Source organism: Stenotrophomonas maltophilia group sp. RNC7 (assembly GCF_030910085.1).
Classification (GTDB): domain Bacteria; phylum Pseudomonadota; class Gammaproteobacteria; order Xanthomonadales; family Xanthomonadaceae; genus Stenotrophomonas; species Stenotrophomonas sepilia.
This window is the reverse complement of sequence record NZ_JAVFVN010000361.1, coordinates 91,147-114,330: the sequence shown is the minus strand read 5'-3', so window position 1 is coordinate 114,330 and position 23,184 is coordinate 91,147. Positions and strand designations below refer to the sequence as shown.

19 protein-coding genes are annotated in these 23,184 nt (G+C 67.0%); 7 read left to right on the top strand and 12 right to left on the bottom strand.

Annotation, left to right across the window (positions count from 1 at the left end; translation table 11 throughout):
* Positions 1-665 precede the first annotated feature (665 nt).
* Positions 666-1,649, bottom strand: coding sequence for a LysR family transcriptional regulator (locus RCF13_RS06410; protein WP_061479313.1), 984 nt, complete (start codon positions 1,647-1,649; stop codon positions 666-668).
* Between the two features lie 209 nt (positions 1,650-1,858).
* Between RCF13_RS06410 and cysK the strand changes: the two genes are divergently transcribed.
* Together cysK and RCF13_RS06400 are read left to right on the top strand one after the other, a co-directional pair.
* A complete protein-coding gene (gene cysK, locus RCF13_RS06405) occupies positions 1,859-2,818 on the top strand; it encodes a cysteine synthase A (protein ID WP_061479314.1) in 960 nt (319 codons plus the stop codon).
* A gap of 210 nt (positions 2,819-3,028) precedes the next feature.
* A complete protein-coding gene (locus tag RCF13_RS06400) occupies positions 3,029-3,628 on the top strand; it encodes an O-acetyl-ADP-ribose deacetylase (protein WP_065185299.1) in 600 nt (199 codons plus the stop codon).
* A 90-nt stretch (positions 3,629-3,718) separates the two neighbouring features.
* Here RCF13_RS06400 and RCF13_RS06395 read toward each other — a convergent pair whose 3' ends face one another.
* The 8 genes from RCF13_RS06395 to gap form a co-directional block, all read right to left on the bottom strand.
* Positions 3,719-4,864, bottom strand: a complete 1,146-nt coding sequence (locus tag RCF13_RS06395) for an ABC transporter substrate-binding protein (protein ID WP_134968094.1) — start codon at positions 4,862-4,864, stop codon at positions 3,719-3,721.
* Between the two features lie 129 nt (positions 4,865-4,993).
* Positions 4,994-5,998 (bottom strand): class I fructose-bisphosphate aldolase, encoded by a 1,005-nt coding sequence (locus RCF13_RS06390; RefSeq protein WP_005418861.1) that lies wholly within the window; start codon positions 5,996-5,998, stop codon positions 4,994-4,996.
* A 197-nt stretch (positions 5,999-6,195) separates the two neighbouring features.
* Entirely contained in the window at positions 6,196-7,662 is a 1,467-nt protein-coding gene (gene pyk, locus RCF13_RS06385) for a pyruvate kinase (protein ID WP_005418863.1), read from the bottom strand.
* A 176-nt stretch (positions 7,663-7,838) separates the two neighbouring features.
* Positions 7,839-8,492, bottom strand: coding sequence for an HAD hydrolase-like protein (locus tag RCF13_RS06380; RefSeq protein ID WP_049413168.1), 654 nt, complete (start codon positions 8,490-8,492; stop codon positions 7,839-7,841).
* Positions 8,489-9,664 carry a phosphoglycerate kinase gene (locus tag RCF13_RS06375; protein ID WP_061479317.1) on the bottom strand — a complete coding sequence of 392 codons (1,176 nt, stop codon included), beginning with the start codon at positions 9,662-9,664 and terminating at the stop codon, positions 8,489-8,491. The genes RCF13_RS06380 and RCF13_RS06375 overlap by 4 nt, the downstream gene beginning before the upstream one ends.
* 596 nt (positions 9,665-10,260) lie before the next feature.
* Positions 10,261-11,637 (bottom strand): DUF3999 domain-containing protein, encoded by a 1,377-nt coding sequence (locus tag RCF13_RS06370; RefSeq protein WP_061479318.1) that lies wholly within the window; start codon positions 11,635-11,637, stop codon positions 10,261-10,263.
* The gene (locus RCF13_RS06365; RefSeq protein WP_231352272.1) at positions 11,634-14,312 is read right to left on the bottom strand and encodes a DUF2339 domain-containing protein; all 2,679 of its coding nucleotides are present in this window, start codon (positions 14,310-14,312) and stop codon (positions 11,634-11,636) included. Before RCF13_RS06365 ends, RCF13_RS06370 begins: the two co-directional genes overlap by 4 nt.
* 125 nt (positions 14,313-14,437) lie before the next feature.
* Entirely contained in the window at positions 14,438-15,442 is a 1,005-nt protein-coding gene (gene gap / locus RCF13_RS06360; protein ID WP_061479320.1) for a type I glyceraldehyde-3-phosphate dehydrogenase, read from the bottom strand.
* 192 nt (positions 15,443-15,634) lie between these two features.
* Here gap and RCF13_RS06355 point away from each other — a divergent pair, with 192 nt between their 5' ends.
* The 3 genes from RCF13_RS06355 to RCF13_RS06345 all read left to right on the top strand — a co-directional run bounded on the left by RCF13_RS06355 (position 15,635) and on the right by RCF13_RS06345 (position 18,318).
* Entirely contained in the window at positions 15,635-16,264 is a 630-nt protein-coding gene (locus RCF13_RS06355; RefSeq protein WP_061479321.1) for an OmpW family outer membrane protein, read from the top strand.
* Positions 16,265-16,687: 423 nt separating this feature from the next.
* Positions 16,688-17,506, top strand: coding sequence for a S1/P1 nuclease (locus tag RCF13_RS06350; protein WP_061479323.1), 819 nt, complete (start codon positions 16,688-16,690; stop codon positions 17,504-17,506).
* Positions 17,507-17,517: 11 nt separating this feature from the next.
* The gene (locus RCF13_RS06345; protein ID WP_061479324.1) at positions 17,518-18,318 is read left to right on the top strand and encodes an MBL fold metallo-hydrolase; all 801 of its coding nucleotides are present in this window, start codon (positions 17,518-17,520) and stop codon (positions 18,316-18,318) included.
* 57 nt (positions 18,319-18,375) lie between these two features.
* Here RCF13_RS06345 and RCF13_RS06340 read toward each other — a convergent pair whose 3' ends face one another.
* Genes RCF13_RS06340 through RCF13_RS06330 form a run of 3 tightly spaced genes read right to left on the bottom strand, consistent with a single transcriptional unit; the run spans position 18,376 to position 20,496 of the window.
* Positions 18,376-18,939, bottom strand: a complete 564-nt coding sequence (locus RCF13_RS06340) for a hypothetical protein (RefSeq protein ID WP_134968093.1) — start codon at positions 18,937-18,939, stop codon at positions 18,376-18,378.
* Positions 18,936-20,138: a TonB family protein gene (locus RCF13_RS06335; protein ID WP_134968092.1), complete on the bottom strand. Its 1,203-nt coding sequence runs from the start codon at positions 20,136-20,138 to the stop codon at positions 18,936-18,938. Before RCF13_RS06335 ends, RCF13_RS06340 begins: the two co-directional genes overlap by 4 nt.
* Positions 20,131-20,496, bottom strand: coding sequence for a BlaI/MecI/CopY family transcriptional regulator (locus RCF13_RS06330; RefSeq protein WP_061479327.1), 366 nt, complete (start codon positions 20,494-20,496; stop codon positions 20,131-20,133). Before RCF13_RS06330 ends, RCF13_RS06335 begins: the two co-directional genes overlap by 8 nt.
* A gap of 118 nt (positions 20,497-20,614) precedes the next feature.
* Between RCF13_RS06330 and RCF13_RS06325 the strand changes: the two genes are divergently transcribed.
* Both RCF13_RS06325 and RCF13_RS06320 read left to right on the top strand, forming a co-directional pair.
* Positions 20,615-21,172 carry a flavin reductase family protein gene (locus tag RCF13_RS06325; protein ID WP_005418896.1) on the top strand — a complete coding sequence of 186 codons (558 nt, stop codon included), beginning with the start codon at positions 20,615-20,617 and terminating at the stop codon, positions 21,170-21,172.
* Between the two features lie 34 nt (positions 21,173-21,206).
* Positions 21,207-23,159, top strand: coding sequence for an acetyl-CoA hydrolase/transferase C-terminal domain-containing protein (locus RCF13_RS06320; protein WP_134968091.1), 1,953 nt, complete (start codon positions 21,207-21,209; stop codon positions 23,157-23,159).
* The last annotated feature ends 25 nt before the right edge of the window (positions 23,160-23,184 follow it).

Genomic DNA, 23,184 nt, shown 5'->3' with positions numbered 1-23,184 from the left:
AGGCAGGTCCAGGGTTGCCCTGTGCGACGAACCGTCGCAGGAGGGGGTTTATCGGCAGGGCTGCGCCCTGCACCCGCTGCGAGCTGGAGCAACAGCAACAGCCGAAGCAAAAGCGGGCTTCCTGTAGGTAGGCGGGGTGGGTCCGGTTGCGGGGGACGCCGTAAATACGTCCATGTAGGCTCGGTCGCCGCTTGCTCGTGTGCGCTGTCCTGCGCACACGGCAAGACCGGGGTTGGGCGTCCTGCCCAACCCGCCCGAGGCATGCCTCGGGCCCATGCGGCTCACGCCCCCGCAACCGGACCCACCCCGCCTTCGACAGCTTCCCGCGATCTGCAGGAGATCCACGCCATGCGTGGATGAATCTCCATCGGAATCGAATATTTCGAATTGGAATCGAAAAGCATCCACGCATGGCGTGGATCTACTGTGTCGACCAAGGTCGACACCTACCAACAGCCATCGGGATCTGTCAGAGGCGGGGCGGTGTGGGCAGGCAGGACCGTTGGCGCCATGGATGGCGCCATCGAGCCCCCAAGGATGGGTTTAAGGCGTGTCCTGCCTGCCCACACCGCCCCGCCCCCCACGGAAGCCAGCTGTTGCTGTTGCTTCGGCTGTTGCCATTGATTCGGCGGGTGCAGGGCTGCAAGCCCTGCTCGACCAACCCCTCACACCGTGATGGTCTGGGTCAATGATTCCCACGTCGGGGGCACCGGCCACGCTGCGGCCTGGTTGCCATCCAGCACCCTGCGCAGGTCGCGCGGATCAATCTGCGGTGCCAGCACGTGCACCAGCTCCAGCGCGTAATCACGCAGCACGCGGTCGCGCGGCAGCACCGCCCAGGCGATGCACTCGCTGATCGGATCCGGCGCCGGCCACGACCTCAGGTCTTCGTCATTGGAACTGACCGCCATCTCGGCCAGCAGGCCTACGCCCAGCCCCGTGCGCACGTAGGTCTTGATCAGGTCGGCATCGAGCGCGGTCAGCGCCAGGTCGGGCACCAGCCCATTGGTGGCGAAGGCGCGTTGCAGGGATGAGTTCGGTCGGGTTGAGGATTCGTAGCTGATCAGCGGCTGGCGGGCCAGCGCGGCCAGGTCCGGTGCGCGGCCGGCGCGGTCCAACGGGTGGCCCTTGGGTACCACCACCAGGCGTCGCCAGCGGAACAGCGGCACTGCGATGCCATCGGTTGGCTCACCGCCTGCGGTGCTGATGATGGCGATATCGGCGTCACCCTGGTTCAAGCGGTCCAGCGCGTCGGTTTCACCGGCCTGCTGCAGGTGCACGCTGACCTGCGGATAGGCCTGCTTGATCGCCGCCACCGCCGGCGGCAACACGAAGCGCGCCTGGGTGTGCGTGGTGGTCAGGATCAGCTGGCCCTGGCTTTCGCGCCGCTGGTTTGCCGCGTACGTACGGATGTTGTTGGCTTCGGCCAGCACCGCGCGGGCACGCGCGATGACTTCGGTTCCGGCCGGGGTAACCGACTCCAGGCTGCGCCCCTTGCGCACGAACAACAGGAAGCCGAGCTCGTCCTCCAGCTGCTTGAGCTGCTTGGACAGGCCGGGCTGGGTGGCGTGCACGCGCGAGGCGGCCAGCGTGATGTTCAGCTCGGCGTCGGCGATGGCTACCAGGTAGCGCAGCTGGGTCAGCGTCATGGGCAGGCAGGCGGCATGGGGCGGAAGTCCACTCTAGGGTCAATTGCCGTCACCAGCTTATAACCAAAGGTTGTTTAAGAAAGGTATCTGGTCATTTCCGGGCGTCATATGCCGGCGCTACGGTCAGCCGGCAGCCGCTGGCCTGAACGGCCAGCCCTCCCCCCTTCGCCCGCCGTAACCCGGCGCGGCCCCGTTTCCGGAGCGCTCCCATGGCCCTGTACGACTCCATCCTCGATACCGTCGGCAACACCCCCATCGTCAGGCTGCAGCGCCTGGCGCCCCCGCAGGTCAGCGTCTACGCCAAGGTCGAGTCGTTCAACCCGGGCGGCTCGGTGAAGGACCGCCTGGCACTGGCGATCATCCTCGATGCCGAAGCACGTGGCCTGCTCAAGCCGGGCGACACGATCGTGGAGGCCACCTCGGGCAACACCGGCGTAGCACTGGCGATGGTCGCCGCCGCGCGCGGCTACAAGTTCGTGGCCACCATGGTCGAAACCTTCTCGGTCGAGCGCCGCAAGCTGATGCGTGCCTACGGCGCCAAGGTGATCCTGACCCCGGCCGCCGAGCGCGGCAGCGGCATGGTGCGCAGGGCGGCCGAGCTGGCCGAGCAGCACGGCTGGTTCCTGGCCAGCCAGTTCGCCAACCCGGCCAACCCGGCGTATCACCGCAACACCACCGCTGCCGAGATCCTGCGCGACTTCGCCGGCAAGCGGCTGGATTACTTCGTCAGCGGCTGGGGCACCGGCGGCACGCTCACTGGCGTAGGCGAAGTGCTGAAGGTGGCACGCCCGCAGACCCGCATCATCGCCACCGAACCGGCCGGCGCCGCCCTGCTCAAGGGGGATGACTGGAAGCCGCACAAGATCCAGGGCTGGACCCCGGACTTCGTGCCGGACGTGCTCAACCGCGACGTGGTGGATGAACTGGTCTCGGTCGAAGATGATCGCGCGATCGCCACCGCGCGTCGCCTGGCCGCCGAGGAAGGCATCTTCGTCGGCATCTCCGCCGGCGCCACCGTGGCCAGCGCACTGGACATCGCTGCCCGCGCTGAACCGGGCTCGGTGATCCTTGCGATGCTGCCGGATACTGGTGAACGTTACTTCTCCACACCGCTGTTCGCCGATGTGAACGAAGGATCCGACGACGACTGGCTGGCCGGCCTGCCGTAACAGCCGGGGTCAGAGCCTATTCCATTCGGAAAAGGATCCGCCCCCTTCCCGCTTCAGCCTGCGTGAAGGCGTCGCCCGCCATCGTGCGCGAAGGCCGTTGGATCGCAGCGCGTGAGACGGTCATGACGCAGCATCGATGCCCTGTCCCCTACCGTGGGAACAGCCGGCGCAGATGCTGCGCGGATCACCTCACAGGCAGGAGACGGACGCATGAAGATCGAGGTTTGGCAGGGCGACATCACGACCCTGGCGGTGGATGCGATCGTCAACGCGGCCAATGAAACGCTGCTCGGTGGCGGCGGTGTAGACGGCGCGATCCATCGTGCAGCCGGGCCCGCCTTGCGGGCCGAATGCGAGCAGTTGCCGGAGCTGCGCCCGGGCGTGCGTTGCCCGACGGGTGAAGTGCGCGCCACCGGTGCCCATGCGTTGCCGGCGCGCCATGTACTGCACACGGTAGGCCCGGTCTGGCACGACGGCCAGCGCGATGAACCGGCGTTGCTGGCCAACTGCTACTGGAAGTCACTGCAGCTGGCCGAATCACTGGGCGTGCACTCCATCGCCTTCCCGGCGATCAGCTGCGGCGTGTATGGCTACCCGTTGTACCAGGCCGCGCAGATCGCTGTCACCGAAACACTGGCCTGGCAGCGCAGCCATGCGCAACCGATGCGCATCGTGCTGGTGGCGTTCAATACCGCAACGGCCAAGGCCTACCAGCAGGCGTTGAGCGCCGCCGGGCAAAGTGCTGACAGCGAACCGCGTGGGTCGCTGCTGCCGCCCCTGGGTGATGCGGGCCTTGCCGCCGCGCACTGAATCCGGCGGTCAGCGTCAAGGAAAGGCCGGGCATTGCCCGGCCTTTCCTGTAGCACCGTTGTCCACACTCCCACGGAGTGTGGAACACGTTCAACGGCTGGCAGCTTCCACCGCGGTGGCGTCATCGGCCACAGCAGCGGCGGCGTCGGCAGCGGCACTTGCCGCCGAGGCCGCAGCCTCGTCGGCGCTGGCGCCGTCCACCTGCACGCGTACTTCCACCATGCCCGCGCCGTTGCTCAGGCTGGACACCTCGACGGTGTAATGACCAGCCGGCAATGCTTCTTCCAGGCGTGCGTTGGTATCGCTGCCACCGTCATCGTCGGTCAGTTCGACATCGCCGCCAACCACGCGCAGCACGGTATCGAGCTGGCCGGAGATCGCATCCAACCGCACATTGGTCGGACGGTCCAACGTCAGCAGGAAGCGGCGGACGCCATCGTTGTCGAGCATCGTGTACACGCTGCCGGACTTCGGCAATGCGGTGCCATCGCGATCGACCAGGTTGCCCGGCAGCTCGATGCGATTGGCCGACAAGGTGAACATGCCACTGACGCCGTCGCCGAGGCCGCGCGCGGTCAGCGTGTACTTGCCCGGCTTCAGTGACAGGGTCAGGCGCGAGTTGGTGCTGTCGCCGCCGTCGTCATTCTCGGCATCCACGCCCTGCCCGGAAAGCTTCAGCACCGGGTCGAAGGCATCCGAGACCAGCCGGATCTCGTACAGGCCCGCCTTGTCCACCTGCAAGGTGTAGTCCTGCGAGTTGCTGGCCAGCATATCGACGATCTCGCCACTGCCCACCAGCGGCTTGCCGTCGTACGGCTTCAGCTTCTCGGCGCGAAGGCGATAAGGGCCGAACGCGGTCGGGCCATCGGCGTTGACTGCCACCTGGTAGGTACCACTGCCGTTGGCGCGGAAAGCCAGCGAGACGTCCCCCTCGCGCTCATAGCCGGTGTTGCTGGTGGATACCAGGCTGCCGTTGTTGAACACCGCAATCGAGCCGCTGAGGGCACCAGTAAGCTTCAGGCCGACCAGATCCCTGTCTTCCAGCTTGATCTGGTAGAGCTGGTGATGGCTGCCGTCGTTGAAGTTGATGCCGCTGCGCGAGGTGATCTCGCCGGAGACCGGCTTGTCGAAATCGAGCGACGCGGCCTTGCCCGCATCCGCGCCGCCGCCGATGCGGTTGCACCCGCCGGCGACCAGGACCGTGGCTACGGCCAGTGTGATTGCTGCCAAACGCATGTTGTTTCTCCTTGGCCTTCCATGTGGTTCCCACGCACCGACCGGGCGCATGGGGGCGGAAAAGATACCCGCAAAAGCAAACGCCGGCGTGATGCCGGCGCTGCCTTGTTCATCCAGCGATGGGACGGATCAACCGTTCCACTTGCCCAGCGCCGCCAGGCCGTTGTCCCTGGCGCGCTCGTACACGGTCTTCTGGGCAGCAGCGTAGTTGCCCTTCATGTCCTTGGCCCACAGCTTCAGCGCGGCCTGCTGCATGGCGCGGCCGTAGGAGAAGCTCAGCGGCCACGGCAGGTTGCCCAGCTGGTTCATCGCGTTCAGGTGCTCGGTGGACTGCTCGTCGCTCTGGCCACCGGACAGGAACACCACGCCCGGCAGGATCGCCGGCACGGTGCTCTTCAGGCACATCACGGTCGATTCGGCCACTTCCTCGACGTCTGCCTGCTCATCGCAGCCCTTGCCGGAGATGACCATCGACGCCTTCAGGATGGTGCCTTCCAGCAGCACGTTCTGCTGGTACAGGGCGTCGAACAGCGAACGCAGGGTGGCTTCGGTGACTTCGTAGCAGGTTTCGATGTCGTGATCGCCGTCCATGATCACTTCCGGCTCGACCATCGGCACCAGGCCGCATTCCTGGCACAGCGCTGCATAGCGGGCCAGCGCATGGGCGTTGGACTCGATGCAGGTGCCCGACGGGATGCTCTCGCCGATGTTGATGACCGCACGCCACTTGGCGAAGCGCGCGCCCAGCTTGTAGTACTCCTGCAGGCGCTCACGCAGGCCATCGAGGCCTTCGGTCACCAGCTCGCCCGGGCAGCCGGCCAGCGGGTGCGCACCCTTGTCCACCTTGATGCCCGGAATCATGCCGTGGTCGGCCATGTACTTGGCGAACGGCACGCCGTCCTTGGTCGACTGGCGGATGGTTTCGTCAAACAGGATGGCGCCGGAAATGTGCTCGTTGAGCTTCGGCGTGGTCAGCAGCAGCTCGCGGTAGGCGCGACGGTTCTCCTCGGTGTTCTCGATACCGACGCCGGCGAAACGCTTGGCGATGGTAGCGGTGGATTCGTCGATCGCGATGATGCCCTTGCCCGGGGCGACCATGGCCTGGGCGGTTTCAGCCAGCTGTTCGATGCTCATGTATTTCCTGTGGCGGGTGCGGGAAAAACACAAGTATAGCCCCGCGGCCCGTTGCCTCGCCGTGGAGGACAGGATGGAAACGCTTCCAATGTCCGCACCGGACACGCCGTGTCCCGCCGTCGGGGGTCAGGGCCTCTGCGGGGGTCTGACCCCGGGGTCGGATCCGCAACGCGGCGCCGGCCCCAGGGCAGCACTACTTACAGGTCGCCCAGGCCGATGGCGCGGCCGTCCTCACCCACTTCCAGCAGGCGCAGGGTATTGGTGGCACCGTGGGTTTCCATGTGCTCGCCACTGGTGAACACGACGCGATCACCGGCCTGCAGCAGTTCCGATTCAACCAGCAGGCGGATGCTGCCGCGCGCGGCTTCGCGCGGGGTCAGGCCGCGGCTGTCGAAGTTGATCGGGAACACATCGCGCATCAGCGCCATCTGGCGGCGCGCGCCATCATGGCGGGTCACCGCGAACACCGGCGCCTTGGCGCGGAAACGCGACAGGTAACGTGCGGTGCCACCGGATTCGGTCATCGCCACGATCGCGCGCACGCCCACGTGCTGCGACAGGAACATGGTGGCCATGGCAATCGCCTGGTCGGCACGTTCCAGGTTGCGCGGCGACGCGTTGAAGTCGGTCTCGGTCTGGAACTGGCGCTCGGCCCCCAGGCAGATGCGTGCCATCGCCTCCACGGCCTTGACCGGGTAGGCGCCAGCGGCAGTTTCCGCCGACAGCATCACCGCGTCGGTGCCGTCGATGACCGAGTTGGCCACGTCCAGTACTTCGGCGCGGGTCGGGATCGGGCTTTCCACCATCGACTGCAGCATCTGCGTGGCGGTGATCACCACCTTGTTCTGCGCCAGCGAGGCCTTGATGATCTTCTTCTGCAGGCCCGGCAGCTCGGCATCGCCGATTTCCACGCCCAGGTCGCCACGGGCGACCATCACCACGTCGCTGGCCTCGACGATTTCTTCCAGGTTCTCGATTGCCTCGGTGCGCTCGATCTTCGACACCAGCGCGGCATCACAGCCGTGCGAACGGGCGATGTCGCGCGCATCGTTCATGTCCTGCGCATTGCGGCAGAACGACACGGCGATGAAGTCCACGCCGATCTTGGCAACGATGCCGATCAGCTCCTTGTCGCGCTCGGTCAGCGCACCCAGCGAGAGGCCGCCGCCCTGCTTGTTCAGGCCCTTGCGGTCGGACAACACACCATCATTCAGCACGGTGTTGACGATACGGTCGCCCTGCACTTCCACCACCTGCAACTGCATCAGGCCGTCGTCGAGCAGCAGCACATCACCCGGGCCGACGTCCTGCGGCAGGCCAAGGTAGCTCACGCCCACCTCGCTGGCAGTGCCCGGGCCGGCGTTCTCGCTGGCGATCAGGTCGAAGCGGTCGCCCGCCTTCAGCTGCACCTTGCCTTCGGCGAAGCGCTCGATGCGGATCTTCGGGCCCGGCAGGTCGGCCAGGATGCCCACTTCCACGCCCACGCGGGCCGCAGCGGCACGCACTTCGGCGGCACGCTTGGCCTGGCCGGACGGATCGCCATGGCTGAAGTTCAGGCGCACCACGTTGACGCCGGCGCGGAACAGATCCTCCAGCACGCCCGGCGGGTCAGTGGCCGGACCGAGGGTGGCAAGGATCTTGGTGCGACGCTGACGCTCGAACATGGTGGATGGGCCTCTCCCGGTAAAGAACGGAAATTAGCACATCCTTCACGCCGCATGTATACGGTTACAGCCTTGTGCCGCCTGACTTCGCGGGTCATGAAGCGGACATCGTCCGGACATACGCTGGCGCAGGGGCGGTTCTGTGGGGCCGAGCATGGGCTCGGCTCTACAGGAAGCTAGGCCAGCAGCGTTTCCAGCTGCGCCGGCTCACGTGCCAGCTGACTGGCACCGGCTTCCGTCAATTCCGCCTCTCCGCCAAAGCCCCACAGCACGCCGACACTGCGCAGGCCATGGTGGCGCGCGCCTTCGATGTCCATGCGCCGGTCGCCGATCATCCAGCACTGTGCCGGCTGCACCTGCAGCCGGCGCAGTGCTTCGCCGACCAGTTCCGGCTTGTGGCTGCGCGAGCCATCCAGGGTTGAACCGACGATCTCCTCGAACAGCCCACCAAACGGCAGGTGGGCGAGGATGCGGCGTGCGTGCGGCTCGTTCTTGGCGGTGACCACCGCCAGCCGGTGTCCACGGCCATGCAGCGTGCGCAGCGTGCCTTCCACCTGCGGGTACACCGTGTGCTCGCGCCAGCCTTCGACGTCGAAGCGCTCCCGGTAGTAGCCCACGGCCTGTTCCACCCGCGCCGGTTCGACGAACAACGGCGCGAAGGTAGTGCGCAGCGACGGACCGATCCAGCCCAGCAGGGTTTCCTGCGGCGGCACCGGATGGTCCATCTTCTGCAGCGCATAGGCGATGCAGGCGGTGATGCCCACCTGCGAATCGATCAGCGTGCCGTCGAGATCGAAGAACAGCACATCCTTGCCGCGCTCGGCACTCATGCGCCGCGCGCGTCGAGTGCGGCGACAGCCGGCAGGGTCTTGCCTTCCAGGAATTCCAGGAACGCACCACCACCAGTGGAGATGTAGCTGACGTCGCCGGCGATATCGAACTTGTCGACCGCGGCCAGGGTATCGCCACCGCCGGCGATGGAGAACGCCTTCGAGCTGGCGATCGCGCGGGCCAGCGCTTCGGTGCCCTTGCTGAAGGCTTCGAACTCGAACACGCCGACCGGGCCGTTCCAGACCACGGTGCCGGCCTTCTCGATCAGCTGCGCGTACTGCGCGGCGGTCTGCGGGCCGATGTCCAGGATCAGGTCGTCTTCGGCAACGGCATCGACCGCCTTCACTTCTGCGGCAGCGTCGGGCAGGAACTGCTTGGCGGTGACCACGTCAACCGGCAGCGGAATGTCGGCGCCGCGTGCCTTGGCATCGGCCACGATCTTCTTCGCGGTGTCCAGCAGGTCCGGCTCGTACAGGGACTTGCCGACGTTGTAGCCAGCTGCGGCGATGAAGGTGTTGGCGATGCCGCCACCGACGATCAGCTGGTCGACCTTGCCAACCAGATTGGCCAGCAACTCCAGCTTGGTGCTGACCTTGCTGCCGGCGACGATGGCCAACAGCGGCTTGGCCGGTGCATCCAGCGCCTGCGCCAGCGCGTCCAGCTCGGCCATCAGCAGCGGGCCACCGGCCGCGACCGGTGCGAAGCGGATGACACCATGGGTGGAAGCCTGCGCACGGTGCGCGGTACCGAAGGCATCCATCACGAACACGTCGCACAGGGCGGCGTACTTCTTCGACAGGGCCTCGTCATCCTTGCCCTCGCCGACGTTCATGCGGCAGTTTTCCAGCAGCACCAGCTGGCCCGGCTGCACGTCGACGCCGTCGACCCAGTCGCGCACCAGCGGAACTTCGCGGCCCAGCAGCTCGGACAGGCGCTGGGCGACCGGTGCCAGCGAATCGGCCTCGCTCCACACGCCTTCCTTCGGGCGCCCCAGGTGCGAGGTGACCATCACCGCCGCGCCCTGCTCCAGCGCGCGCTTGAGCGTCGGCAGCGAAGCGGTGATGCGCTGTTCGGAGGTGATGCGGCCATTCTCGATCGGCACGTTCAGATCCTGGCGGATCAGCACGCGCTTGCCGGAGAGGTCGAGGTCGGTCATGCGGACAATGGACATGGGCAACTCTTTGGCTCGGGGACGGGATGCCGGACTGCGGCAGACGGCCATTGTATCGGGTGCGGCTGGTGGGAGGGCCGATGCCTGCGGCAGGCAGAGGCGCAGGGCAAATGCAACAGCAACGGCAACGGCCAAAGCGCTGGCGCTTCGTGGTGCTGTGAGTGGGCCGGGGTGGTGTGGGCTGGCAGGGGTGTCAGCCCACACCGCCCCGGCCTCGACAGGCACCTGAGGTGATGCAGATGGCAAAGGGCAAGAGCGGTTTCTGGTGCCGGAGAAAAATGTAGAGCCGAGCCCGTGCTCGGCTGGGTCTATCGCGAACAGCAGCCGAGCATGGGCTCGGCTCTACAAAGAGCGCCCTGCCAAGCAGCTTTTGCTCTTCTTTTTTTCTTTCCGTGGGTGGACGCACACGGAAATTGTCAGACGCCGGGCGGGGTGGGTTCGCGAGGGTGTCAGCCGCATGGATGCGGCTGCCAAGCCTACAAGGACGTACTTGCGGCGTCCCCCGCGAACCCGCCCCGCCCGGCCAAGCGCTGCTTTTGCTTTTGCTTTACGCGACCAACCGCCCACCCACGAGGGGCTGCGCCGTTCGCTGGAACCTATTCCGAAGGCGCAGGCTTCTGCCGAAGCAGGCTGAGCGCCAGGCCACCCACCACCAGTACGCCCAGGCCCAGCAACGCCCATAGCAACCACGATTTCCAATCGCGCTGCGGCTTCAGTGCTGCATCGCCGGCCAGCGGCTCCGGGCTGCCTTCCAGGCGCGCCAGTGTCGGCTGCCACGAAGGATCGTTGCGCTGCCGAAGTTCCTCGATCAGCACCCCGATCGGCGCGTCCGTGCGGCGCGCGGTCGCGCTGCCCACCGCCAGTGCGTAGGGCGCCGCACCCTGGCTCAGGAACACCAGCACTTCCGGCTGGTAGCCCAACCGCAGTGTCGGCGCGGTGGCGGTTTCCGCCGGATTCGCCACCAGTTTCCAGTAGCGGTCGCGGTGCACCCCGCCCAGCGGCTGTGCCGCCGACTGCTGGCGCTGGCCCTGCGTGCCCTGTTGTACCTGGTAGGCGATCCACGGCGCGCTGCGACGTTGCCATTCCGCACTCTCGTCATCGCGGCTGAACAGCGTCCATTGCACCAGGCTGTTATCGGTGCTGGCCACATCGGCACGCGCCACCGGGAACCGGCCATCCATCTCGAAGGTGTACTCGCCCTTGCCCAACGACGTCGGCTCCAGCGACAGCCATTCCCAAGGCAGCGTGGCCGGTGCTGGCGGCAGTTCCGCCAGTACGCCGCGCAGGGTCGGCAGGCGCGAGTCGCCCTGCGCCAGGATGCGCAGGTAGCGTGCAGCGCCGTCCACCTGCAGGCGGCGCTGCAGCAGGCGCTTGCCGGCGCGCTGCAGATCCACCAGCGGCACGTCGCGGCCAATCGATCGCCAGTGCTGCAGGTCGTCACTGGCATCCAGCTGCACCTGCGCCTGCAGCGGCTGGCCGCTGTCGGTCCAGTCCAGCACCAGTGCCGCCAGCGGCTGCTGGTCGAGCATGCTGGCGTCGATCAGCCAGCCGCCCTGCCCGCTCGCCGCTGCCCCGCCACCCACCCGCGCTTCGACCCGGCGCACGCGCCCATCGGTATCGCGCTCGGTCAGCAGCTGCAGGTCGTTGCGCTGGGCATCGGCCAGCGGCGGCAGCACGAACCACGGCAGTTCACGCTGCACCGGCGACTGCGCCAGCGGCTGGTCCGGCGCCAGCAGTGCCGACGGCAACAACTGGCTGGCCGCGTTGAACACCTGCAGATCGCTGAGATCGGCGGTTACGGCACGGCGGTAGATCGCCGGCTCCAGCACGATACGGTAGGCACCGGACTGCGCACTGGACAATGTAAGCGGCCATTGCTCGGCATACTGCGTGCGGTAATCAGCCGCCTGTACCACGACGGCGGCCAGCATGCCGAACATCGCCGGCAGCAGCGCCCTGCTCCACTTCCTCATTGCGTTTCCTCCACGGTCGGCGCCGCGCTTGGCGGTGCCGGTGCCAGATAACCCACTACCGTGCACAGCAGGCCGTAGGCGATGAACGATGCGATGCCCAGCAGGTTGCCCAGGTGCTGGCGATCGACAATAACCAGCTTGGCCAGCACCACGCCCATCAGCACGGCACCGACCATCCACAACACACGCTGGCTGCGACGCGAACCCCACACCCAGGCAATCACACCCAGCACGCTCCACAACACGGTCAGGCTGGTCTGCGCCAGGCTGAAGCGCATCATCGACGCATTCCACGCCAGTCCACCCCATTGGTGTACGCCATGCAGCACCAGGCTGGTCAACGCGAGGAAGGCCGCCAATGCCAGCAGCGGCATGCGGATGTTCAGCAATGCCTGCGGCGCCTGCGGTTGCTGATCGCCGTACAGCCAGCGCGCCAGCAGCAACAAGCTCAGCCACTGGCCGATCTCCGCCGGATTCAGCACCGGCAGCCACAGCAGCGGTGCGGCGTCGCCCGGCAGCAGCTGGCCGAACAGCCAGCCGATCGCCAGCAGGCCGAACAGCACGCACTGCAGCGGGACGCGCACGCTGTCGAAGGCCGCGCCCAGCGGCCAGCGCAATGCGTTCCAGCGCCACAGCGACAGCGCCGCCATCAGCAGCCACGGCAAGGTCACCAGCAGGGTCGTCCAACCCTGCGCCAGGCCGGCCTCGCCACCACCCCACAAGGCCAGCAGCGAAAGCAGCGACGGCCACAGCAGCCACCACAGGAACTGCGCGATGCGGGCCACGGTATCGCCGCCCTGGCGCAGGCACAGCAGGGTCCGCACGCCCAGCACCGCGAACACCGCCCAGGCCAGCGCGCCATGACCGGCGAACGGCTGGTGGTGTGCATCGCTCTGCATCAGGGCCAGCGGGAAGCCCAGCGCGAGCATGGCCAGCGCAGTAACGCCCAGCGCACGCGCCGGCTGGCGACGCTGCGCTTCGGCCGCCAGCCAGGCAGTGACCGCGGCCAGCACCAGCAACGCGTCCACTTCGGTGCGGTACGGGAAGAAGCGGGTGATCTCATGGACCAGGCCGCCCAGCCACCACAGCAGGCCCCACAGGTAATACACCAGTGCGACCTCATGACGCGGCCTGCGCTGGTAGCTCCACGCCGACGCGAAGCCGGCCAGGGCCAGCAGCAGCGCGCCAATGGCGGTCGGGTTGATCAGGAAGCGCAGGTCTTCGTGCCAGTGATCGCCACCGGCAACGAAGGCGAATGCGGCGCCGATCTGCAGCAACGCGCCGGAGACCTGCGGCAGCCAGCGCTTCTGGCGCAGCCCCAACCACGCCAGGCCAGCACCTTCCAGTGCAAACACGGCGCCGGTGGCGCGCGCCGACAATGCCAGCGGCACCGCCAGCGTGGCGAAGCCCACCGCCAGCACCGCATGCGACTGCGCCAGCACGGTGTACGACGCACGTGCGATCAGCGCCCGGGCCAATACCGCATAGATCGCCGCCAGGCCCAGCGCGCACAGCGCCAGCGTCATCGGTTGCGCGTGCAGCATGCCTGCCTGCATCGAGAAGGCGACCAAGGGCGTGCCGAACACCAGGCTGCCGTCGACCAGGTCACGTCGCCCGGCGGGCTGCCGGCGCGCGTACAGCAGCGGGATCAACAGGTAGAAGGCGAAGAACAGCAGCAGGAACGGCTCGGTGCTGCTGAACTTGTCCGGCGCGTACTGCAACACGCCCCAGAACGTACCGATGCCGAAGGTAAAAGCGAAGCCAAGCAGGTTCAGCGCACGCCACGGACGGAACCAGGCGATGGCGAAGATGCCAGCGTTGAGCACCGCGTAGTAGCTGAACAGCCCCACGTGGTTGCCACTGCCGGTGGACAGCCACAGCGGTGCCATGAAGCCGGCCAGGATGCCCAGTACCGCCAACGTGCGCGAGTTCTGCACCACCGCCAGCACGCACAGGCCGGCCACCAGCGCGATCGAACTGGCGAAGGCAAACCCGGGGTTGAGCAGCTCGAACCGTTTGAATGCGGCGAAGATGGTCAGCAACAGCACGCCAATGGCACCGCCCTGCAGCGCCAGCGCAAACAGCCGCCGGCGTTCGCGCTGGTGCCAGCCGAAGGCCAGCAGGCCCAGCGCAGCCACGGTGACGCCGGCCAGGCGCAGTTCGATCGGCAGCACCAGCCAGCCCTGGTCGCTGACGTACTTCAGCAGCGCAGCGACACCGGCCAGCAGCACCAGCATGCCGATCTTGACCGGCACGTTGCCTTCGGTGAACCAGCGCTTGACCGCACCGATGCCACGCTCGATGACATTGGGCAGTGCCGGTTCGGAAGGCAGCGGCGGCTGCACCGGCACCGGTGGCACCGGCGGTGGCGCAGCAGGACGGGGGACAGGCACCCCGGTGGGCGTTGCTTCGCGCACCGGTGGCTGCGGGGGCTGAGGCACAGCAGCGGCGGCCGGCCGCAGGAACGGTGGATCGGCGCTGGCAGCAGGTGCGGCCCCAGGCCGTTCAGGCGCGGGTGCGGTGGCGGCCGGCCTGACGGCGGCCGGCGCGGCGGCCATCGCGCTTTCCAGCGCAGCGACGCGGCGGCGCAGGCCGGCAATCATCACCAGCGCGACCACCAGCAACAGCGGGATGGCCAGAAGAACCAGTACGACCAGGGCTATCAGTGCTTCCATTGCGTGCTTCCAATGCGATCCCGCGCCCCAGCGGCGGCGGTCGACCGCCCCATGCTACGACAGGGTGGGGCCCATAAACGACGAACCCCGGCCAGGCCGGGGTCCGTCTTCGATCCACACCGGCCTTACTTGGCGGCGATGACCTTGGCCATTTCCAGGCACTTGTTGGAGTAGCCCCACTCGTTGTCGTACCAGGTCACCAGCTTGACGAAGGTGCCGTCCAGGGCGATACCGGCGTCGGCGTCGAACACCGAGGTGCAGGTCTCGCCGCGGAAATCGGTGGCCACCACCTTGTCTTCGGTGTAGCCCAGGATGCCCTTCAGCGCGCCTTCGCTCTGTGCCTTCACTTCAGCGCAGATCTCGGCGTAGGTGGCTTCCTTCTCCAGCTCGACGGTCAGGTCGACCACCGACACGTCCGAGGTCGGGACGCGGAAGCTCATGCCGGTCAGCTTCTTGTTCAGTTCCGGGATGACCACGCCGACGGCCTTGGCCGCACCGGTGGACGAGGGAATGATGTTTTCCAGGATGCCACGGCCACCGCGCCAGTCCTTGTTGGACGGGCCATCGACGGTCTTCTGGGTGGCGGTGGCCGCATGCACGGTGGTCATCAGGCCGCGCTTGATGCCCCACTTGTCGTTGATGACCTTGGCCAGCGGGGCCAGGCAGTTGGTGGTGCACGAGGCGTTGGAGATGATTGCCTGGCCAGCATAGGTCTTGTCGTTCACGCCGAACACGAACATCGGCGTGTCGTCCTTCGACGGGGCCGACATGATGACCTTCCTGGCGCCGGCATCGATGTGCTTCTGCGCGGTTTCCTTGGTCAGGAACAGGCCGGTGGCTTCCAGCACCACGTCGGCGCCGACTTCGTCCCACTTCAGGTTGGCCGGGTCGCGCTCCTGGGTCAGGCGGATCTTCTTGCCGTTGACCAGCAGGTCGTTGCCCTGCACCGCCACGTCGGCCTCGAAGCGGCCGTGCACGGAGTCGTACTTGAGCATGTAGGCCAGGTAATCCGGCTCCAGCAGATCGTTGATGGCCACGATTTCGATGTCGTCGCCGAAGTTCAGCACCGCCGAGCGCAGGACGTTACGCCCGATGCGACCGAAACCGTTGATACCAACCTTGATTGCCATTTCTCAAGCTCCTGCAGCCGCGACGGGTGCGGCGGGATGGATAGGGCCCACAAGTCTAGCAGGCCGAGGCTGGCCACCGTGGGCCAGGCCGGGCCGCCAGCAGGTCGGCGGACAGGATTTGATCCGGATCAAAGCGTTAGCGCGGCGTGAGGCCGAGACTGTCGCCATCCACCCAGCAACGAGAACACCCCCATGCGCAAGACCTCCCCCCTGATCGTGGCCAGCCTGGCCGCCGCCCTGTCCCTCGCCGCCGCCCCGGCCATGGCCCAGTCCAAGGGCGACTGGACCGTTTCGGCCGGCGTGCACCAGGTGGCGCCGAAGTCGAACAACGGCTGGCTGGCCGGCGGCACCCTGAAGGTCGACGTCGACAACGACGTCAAGCCGACCATCACCGGCGAGTACTTCATCGCCGACAACCTGGGCATCGAAGTGCTGGCCGCACTGCCGTTCAAGCACGACATCAACATCAACGGCCTGGGCCGCGTCGGCAGCACCAAGCAGCTGCCGCCGGTGGTGACCGTGCAGTACCACTTCAACAGCAAGGGCAAGGTGTCGCCGTTCATCGGCGCGGGCGTGAACTACACCACCTTCTTCAGCGAAGACACCACCGGTGCATTGGCCGGCAGCAAGCTGAAGCTGCAGGATTCGTGGGGCCTGGCCGCGCATGCGGGCATCGACTTCGCGATCGGCGAGAAGGGCGCCCTGCGCGTGGACATGCGCTGGATCGACATCGACAGCAAGGTGAAGTTGAACGGCGAGAAGATCGGCACCGTCAACATCGATCCGCTGGTCTACGGCGCGTCCTACGTCTTCAAGTTCTAAGCGGTGTGTTGATTGCGGGGGCTTCGCCCCCGCTCCCCCGCTGCACGCACAAACCCTCGCAGCATGTTGCCCCGGTGATTGCCGGGGCTTTTTTGTGCCTGAGACTGAAGCGGTTCCGGAGCTGGGGCGAGGCGGGGAGCAGAGCCTGTACATCCGAGGCGTAATGGTTGCCTGCAATTGCAAAAGGCGGATTTTGATCCTGCATTTGTTCTTGATGTTGCCTTTGACGTTTGCATCCGCCTCCGCGGCCATGTTGGATGGGGCTGCAGGGGCAGGCGCTGCGGGACCGTTGGCGCCATGGATGGCGCCATCGAGCCTCCAGGGACGGATTTACGGCGTGTCCCGCCGCCCCTCCCTCTGCGCTCCCACTTCGGAACAGGAACGCGCCGCTCCTCAATCCACCTACCCCGCTAGAATGTGTGCATGAAAGCCCTGCACTCCCTGTTCCTCGCCGCCGCCCTGGCGCCGGCCCTGCTGTCCGTCTCCGCCCCCGCCCATGCCTGGGGCGCGCAAGGCCACCGCCTGGTTGCCGAAGTCGCCGACGCCCGCCTCAACCCCGCCGCCCGCGCCGAAGTGGACCGCCTGCTGGCCATCGAGCCAGACGCCACGCTGGCCAGCATCGCGCCCTGGGCCGACCAGCTGCGCGCCAAGGACCCGGGTCTGGGCCGTCGCTCGGCCGGCTGGCACTACGTCAACATCGCCGAAGACGACTGCCACTACGAAGCACCGAAGCACTGCAAGAACGGCAACTGCATCGTCGAGGCCCTGAAGGCACAGAGCGCCATCCTCGGTGATCGCAGCCTGACCGATGGCGAGCGCCTGCAGGCACTGAAGTTCGTCGTGCACCTGGTCGGCGATATCCACCAGCCGATGCACGCCGGTTACGCCCACGACAAGGGCGGCAACGATTTCCAGCTGCAGTTCGGCAACCGCGGTACCAACCTGCACTCGCTGTGGGACAGCGGCATGCTCAACACCCGCAAGCTGGACGATGCCGGCTACCTGCCGGTGCTGCAGGGCCAGCGCGCGCCAAAGCTGGCGCGCCAGTCCAACCCGCAGCGCGACCCGCAGGCCTGGGCCGAAGCCAGCTGCCGCATCTCCATGCAAGCTGGCGTTTATCCGGCGTCGCATAAAATCGGTGACGAATACACCGAGCGCTACCGGCCGCTGGCCGAAGCGCAGCTGCGACTGGCCGGTGAAAACCTGGCGCAGTTGCTGAATCGCGTGCTAGGCACGCGCTGAGGAGAATTCCGATGCCGGTCCAGGTGCAGTCGTTCTTCCACCGTGACAGCAATACCTTCAGCTACCTGGTCAGCGATCCGGCCAGCGGTGAGGCGGCGCTGATCGACCCGGTCCTGGACTACGACCCGGACACCGACGCCAGCAGCGAATCACCGCTGCGCGGGGCATTGCAGGCCATCGAACAGCAGGACCTTCAGCTGCGCTGGCTGCTGGAAACCCATGCCCATGCCGACCATGTATCGGCCGGGCGCCGGCTCAAGCAGCGCTTCCCGCAGGCCACGCTGGCCATCGGTGAAGGCATCCGCGCGGTGCAGGCAACGTTCGCGCCGCGCTATGGCCTGCAGCTTCCGGCCGCCGATGAGATCTTCGATCACCTGTTCAGCGACGGCGAAACCTTTGCCATTGGCGAGCTGCAAGGACAGGTGATCGCCGTGCCCGGCCACACCAGCGACAGCATCGCCTACCTGATCGGCGATGCACTGTTCACCGGTGACTCGCTATTCATGCCCGACGGAGGCACCGCACGCTGCGATTTCCCGGGTGGCGATGCCGCACAGCTGTACCGCTCGATCCAGCGCCTGCTGGCCCTGCCCGATGCCACCCGCGTGTTCGTCTGCCACGACTACGGCCCGGGCGGCCGCGACTTCGCCAACGAAACCACCATCGGCGAACAGCGCGCGCACAACATCCACGTGCATGACGGCGTGGCCGAGGCAGAGTTCGTCAGCGTGCGCCAGGCCCGCGATGCCACGCTGGAAGAACCGAAGCTGATGCAACCGGCGGTGAAGGCCAACATCCAGGGTGGAGCCTGATCCACGCCGCTGCGCCCGCCGGGCATGGCCCGGCGCTACCCCGGTCATCGCGAGCGATCATTTTCCCTGCGTACGCACCACGTGCTGGCCCTTCACGATCTCGAAGGTGAAGGCGTACTGCAGGGTGACCGCCACCGGCTCGACGCGCTCGGCGCCGCGACAGTCGCCGCGGTCGGCAGGCACCTTGCCAGCGGCGAAGTGGCAGACCGCTGCGGACGAGTACTTCCACATCGCCACGGCCTCCTGCGCAGCCTCAATCAGGGGCGCATTCTCGCGTGCGGCTCCTGCGGCGCAGTCCTGGCGATCGGTCAGCGGCATGCTGCGTTCGACACCGCCCTGCTCATCCACCACTACCTGCAGGCAGATGGTGGTCGGCGCCAGTTCCGCGCGCGGGTCGCGATCACCGACCTCCGGGTCCGGTGCCGCATACAACTGCGGCATCCGGTAGCCCTCGGTCGCACCCAGCGAATACGCCTGCAACTGCCCACTGCCACCGCCCGCCTGCGGCTGCAGTCGCTGGTGGCCGACATTCTCGCTGCGGGTGTGCACGGTGGCCAGCCGTTCCTGGCTCGCACACCCCACCATCAGCGCCGCCACCACGAGCAGCGGCGCGGACTTCACTGGGCGTCCTCGCTGTTGTCCATCGCAAAGGTGATCGGAATCTTCACTGCGCCTGCCACCGGCTTGCCGTTCTTCATCGCCGGCCGATAGGTCCAGCTGCGCGCTGCGGTGATCGACACCGCGTCGAACACGCCCGGATTGGTGGCACTGAGCACTCTGACATCGGTGGGTTGGCCGCTGGCGTCCACTTCCACGCGCAGGTTCACCACGCCCACCTGGCGTTGCTCGAACGCGGACCTGGGATAGGAGGGCGGTGGCATCTTGACGACCTGGATCTCCCGATCCGTGACCGCCGCTGCCGGGCGGCCGGCCATCGCACCGCCCTGGCTGGCCCACGCTACTGCGCCCATTCCCAGGCACAACCCGACGACCAGCACCTGCCCCGATACCCACGGCAATGCCTTCCGCTTGGACTGCTTCAACATGGCGATACGCTCCTTCAACACGGGTTGGCTGCGCCAATGGCAGACCGCTGGCGCAACCGGGTGGACCAGCTGCGCCTTCAGCAGCGTGCCGGCATAAAGGCCGCGCAGCGCAGGCTGCGGGGCGATGGTACGGGCATCGCAGGCCAGTTCCTGGTCGCGCAGGAAGCGGCGTGCGGCCCAGGACAGCAGCGGGTGGAACCAGAACACCGCGCGCGCCAGCAGCAACGCGCCGTTGGCCCAGTGATCGCCATTGCGACGGTGGCTGCGCTCGTGCTGCAGGATCAGCCCCTGTTCCTGTGCGCTGAACTGTTGATCGAAGTCCGGGCCAACCACGATTCGCGGCCGCCACAGGCCAACCAGTGCTGGCAGGCCTGGATCACTACTGGCCTGCCAGCTGCCATCGGCGCGCGGCTTCAGCGGGCCCATGCGCCGTTCGAAACGACGCTGTGCGCGCAGGTCGCGCAGCAGGCAGATGCCCATGCCCAGCGCCCATGCCAGCAGCAACAGCGGTGCCCATGGCAGCGACGGCCCTGCCAGTTCGTCCACCGCCCCTGGCTCGACTTTCAGCGGCACTGTCGGCACGTGCTGCAACAGCGCAGCCTGCGGCAACGGCAGCAGCAAGGTCACCAGCAGCATCGGCAACAACCACCAGCTGCGATAAGCCAGTCCAGCGCCCCCCATCCACACCAGCAGCGGTCGCAGCACGGCCAGCAGGATCACCCCCATGGCCAGCCACACGCTGGCCTGCCACAGTCCACCGAGCAGCTCAGTCATGATCCAGCTCCTGGATCAGCTTCTTCAGCTCGGCGATGTCCTGTGCGCTCAGCTGGCCGCGCTCGCTGAAGTGCGCCACCAGCGGCGCCACGCGCCCTTCGAAGACACGGCCGATGAAGTCCTGGCTCTGCGCCTCCACCCAGGCCTGGCGCTGCAACAGCGGGCGATACAGATAGCGCCGTCCATCGCGCTCGGCGGCGATCGCGCCCTTGGTCAGCAGGCGGTTGAGCAGGGTCTTGATGGTCGGCTCGGCCCAGTCACGGTGGGCCAGCGCGGCGACCACTTCGTCGGCACTACGCGGTGCCTGATGCCACAGCACCTCCATCACAACGGCTTCGGCTTCGCTGATCGGGGTCATGATTTACATCCGTAATCGACAGATCGATTACGCACGTAATCGAACCAGCTGTCAAGCCCCTCGACTCCGGATTCATCGGCTTTGCGCCAGCATCGAGCCCTCCCAGCCGAGGCCCCGGATGAAAGCGCTTCCCAAGAAGGAATTCCCGGTCGAGCAGGCCCGCCGCTTCCTCGAACCCGGCCCGATCGTGCTGGTCAGCACCGCCTGGCGCGGCCAGCACAACCTGATGACGATGGGCTGGCACATGGTGATGGGCTTCTCGCCGTCGCTGGTCGCCACCTACCTGTGGAATGAAAACCACAGCCATGCACTGGCCGTCGGCAGTGGCGAGTGCGTGATCAACGTACCCGGCGTGGAACTGCTCGATACCGTGGTGGACATCGGCAACTGCAGCGGCCGCGAGGTCGACAAGTTCGCCCGTTTCGGGCTCGATGCGCTGCCCGCGCGCGAGGTCGGCGCGCCGCTGGTCGGGCAGTGCCACTCGAACTTCGAATGCCGCTTGTACGACGACAGCCAGGTGGCGTCGAGCAATCTGTTCATCTGGGAGATCGTGCGCGCCCATGTTGCGCCCCGGCCGAAACTGCCGCGCACGGTGCATTACCGCGGCGATGGGCAGTTCATGGTGTCCGGCGCAGAAGTCTCGCGTCGACGGCGGTTCAAGCCCGACATGCTGTAATGCCCGCACTCCCCCACACGCAGGACCGCCGCGCATGACCGAACACCTCACCGACCTGGACGCCGCCGTCGACTGGCTGTTTGCGCGCGTGGACGGGCCGCTGCGGATCGGGGCACCGCTGGCGCTGGGCAAGCCGCATCGGCTGCTCAACGCCCTGTATGCGCGCGTCGAGCACGATCCCTCACGGCCGCTGCAGCTGTATACCGCGCTGTCGTTGAACCCGCCGAAAGCGCGTGGCAACGGCCTGGAGGCACGCTTCCTTGCGCCGTTCGCGCAGCGCCACTTCGGCGACGATTTCCCGCGCCTGGCCTATGCCGATGCGATCGCGCGCGACGCGTTGCCAGCGCACGTGCAGGTGGAAGAGTTCTACATGCAGTCCGGCGCCCTGCTCGGTTCGCGGCAGGCGCAATCCAGCTATACCAGCCTGAACTACACCCATGCCGCCGACGCGGTCGCGCAGCGCGCGCCGCAGGTCATCGTGCAGAAGGTGGCGATGCGGCCGAATGACCGTCGGCTTTCGCTGTCGTGCAACAACGACATCACCCAGGACACGCTCGATGCGATGACCGCGCGTGGCCTGCCACGCCCGTTGCTGATTGCCGAGATCGATCCGCAGCTGCCCTATCTGGGCGGCTCGGCGACGGTCGATGTGTCGTTCTTCGATCTGGTGATCACTCCGCCTCCGCCGTACCCGGCGCTGTTCGGGCTGCCGCGGCAGCCGGTCGGCGACGCCGACTACGCCATCGGCCTGTATGCCAGCACCCTGGTACGCGATGGCGGCACCCTGCAGATCGGCATCGGCACGCTGGCCGATGCCCTCAGCCATGCGCTGGTGCTGCGCCACACCGACAACGCGCGCTACCGCCGCGTGCTGCACGCGCTGGATCCGCAGCTGGCCAGCCACCCGCTGGTGCAGGAGATCGGCGGCGTGGATCCGTTCGAGGTGGGCCTGTACGGCTGCAGCGAGATGCTCAATGAGGGCTTCCGCCGCCTGGTGCAGACCGGGGTGATCAGGCGCAAGGTGCACGACGACCTGGCGCTGATGCAACGCATCGAGAATGGCAGCACGTTGTCGATCGACCACGCCACCCTCGCCGCGGAAGGCGAGTACCTGCATGGCGCCTTCTACCTGGGCTCGCCGGAGTTCTACGAGTGGCTGCGCACGCTGCCGGAAGACGAATGCCGTGCGATCGGCATGCGCCGCATCAGCGAGATCAACCAGCTGTATGGCGGTAACGAGGCACTGGAGCGCCTGCAGCGCCGCCATGCGCGTTTCTTCAATTCCTGCATGATGGCTACCGCGCTCGGCGCGGCGGTATCGGATGCGCTGGACGATGGACGCGTGGTGTCCGGCGTGGGCGGCCAGTACAACTTCGTGGCGATGGCACATGCCCTGCCGGAAGCGCGCAGCGTGCTGATGTTCCGTGCCGCACGCGATGACAAGGGCCGCCGGGAATCGAACGTGCGCTGGAACTACGGCCACACCACCATCCCTCGCCACCTGCGTGACATCTACCTCAACGAGTACGGCATCGCCGATCTGCGCGGGCTGACCGACGAGGACTGCGTGCATGCGATGACCGCAATTACCGAAGCGCCCTTCCAGGGCGATCTGCTGCAGCAGGCACAGGCCTCGCGCAAGCTGCTGGCGGCATCCCAGCCCGACCCGCAGCGCCTGCAGCGCAACACGCCCCAGGCGCTGGCGGCGGCACTGGCACCATTCCGCGCCGATGGCAGCCTGCCGGACTACCCGCTGGGCAGCGATTTCAACGAGATCGAGCAGGTGCTGGTCAAAGCGCTGGCGTGGCTGAAGGCCAACACGCAGACCCGCAGCGACAAGCTGCGCACCGTCTGGGCAGCGCTGCGGCAACCGGCCGGCGACGGCGATGCGGTGTACCTGCAGCGCATGGGTCTGCAGGCACCGAAGGATTTCGCAGAGCGCCTGGATGCGCGACTGCTGCGCCTGGCACTGGCGCGCACTGCGTAAGCACTGGTGGCGCCGGGCCATGCCC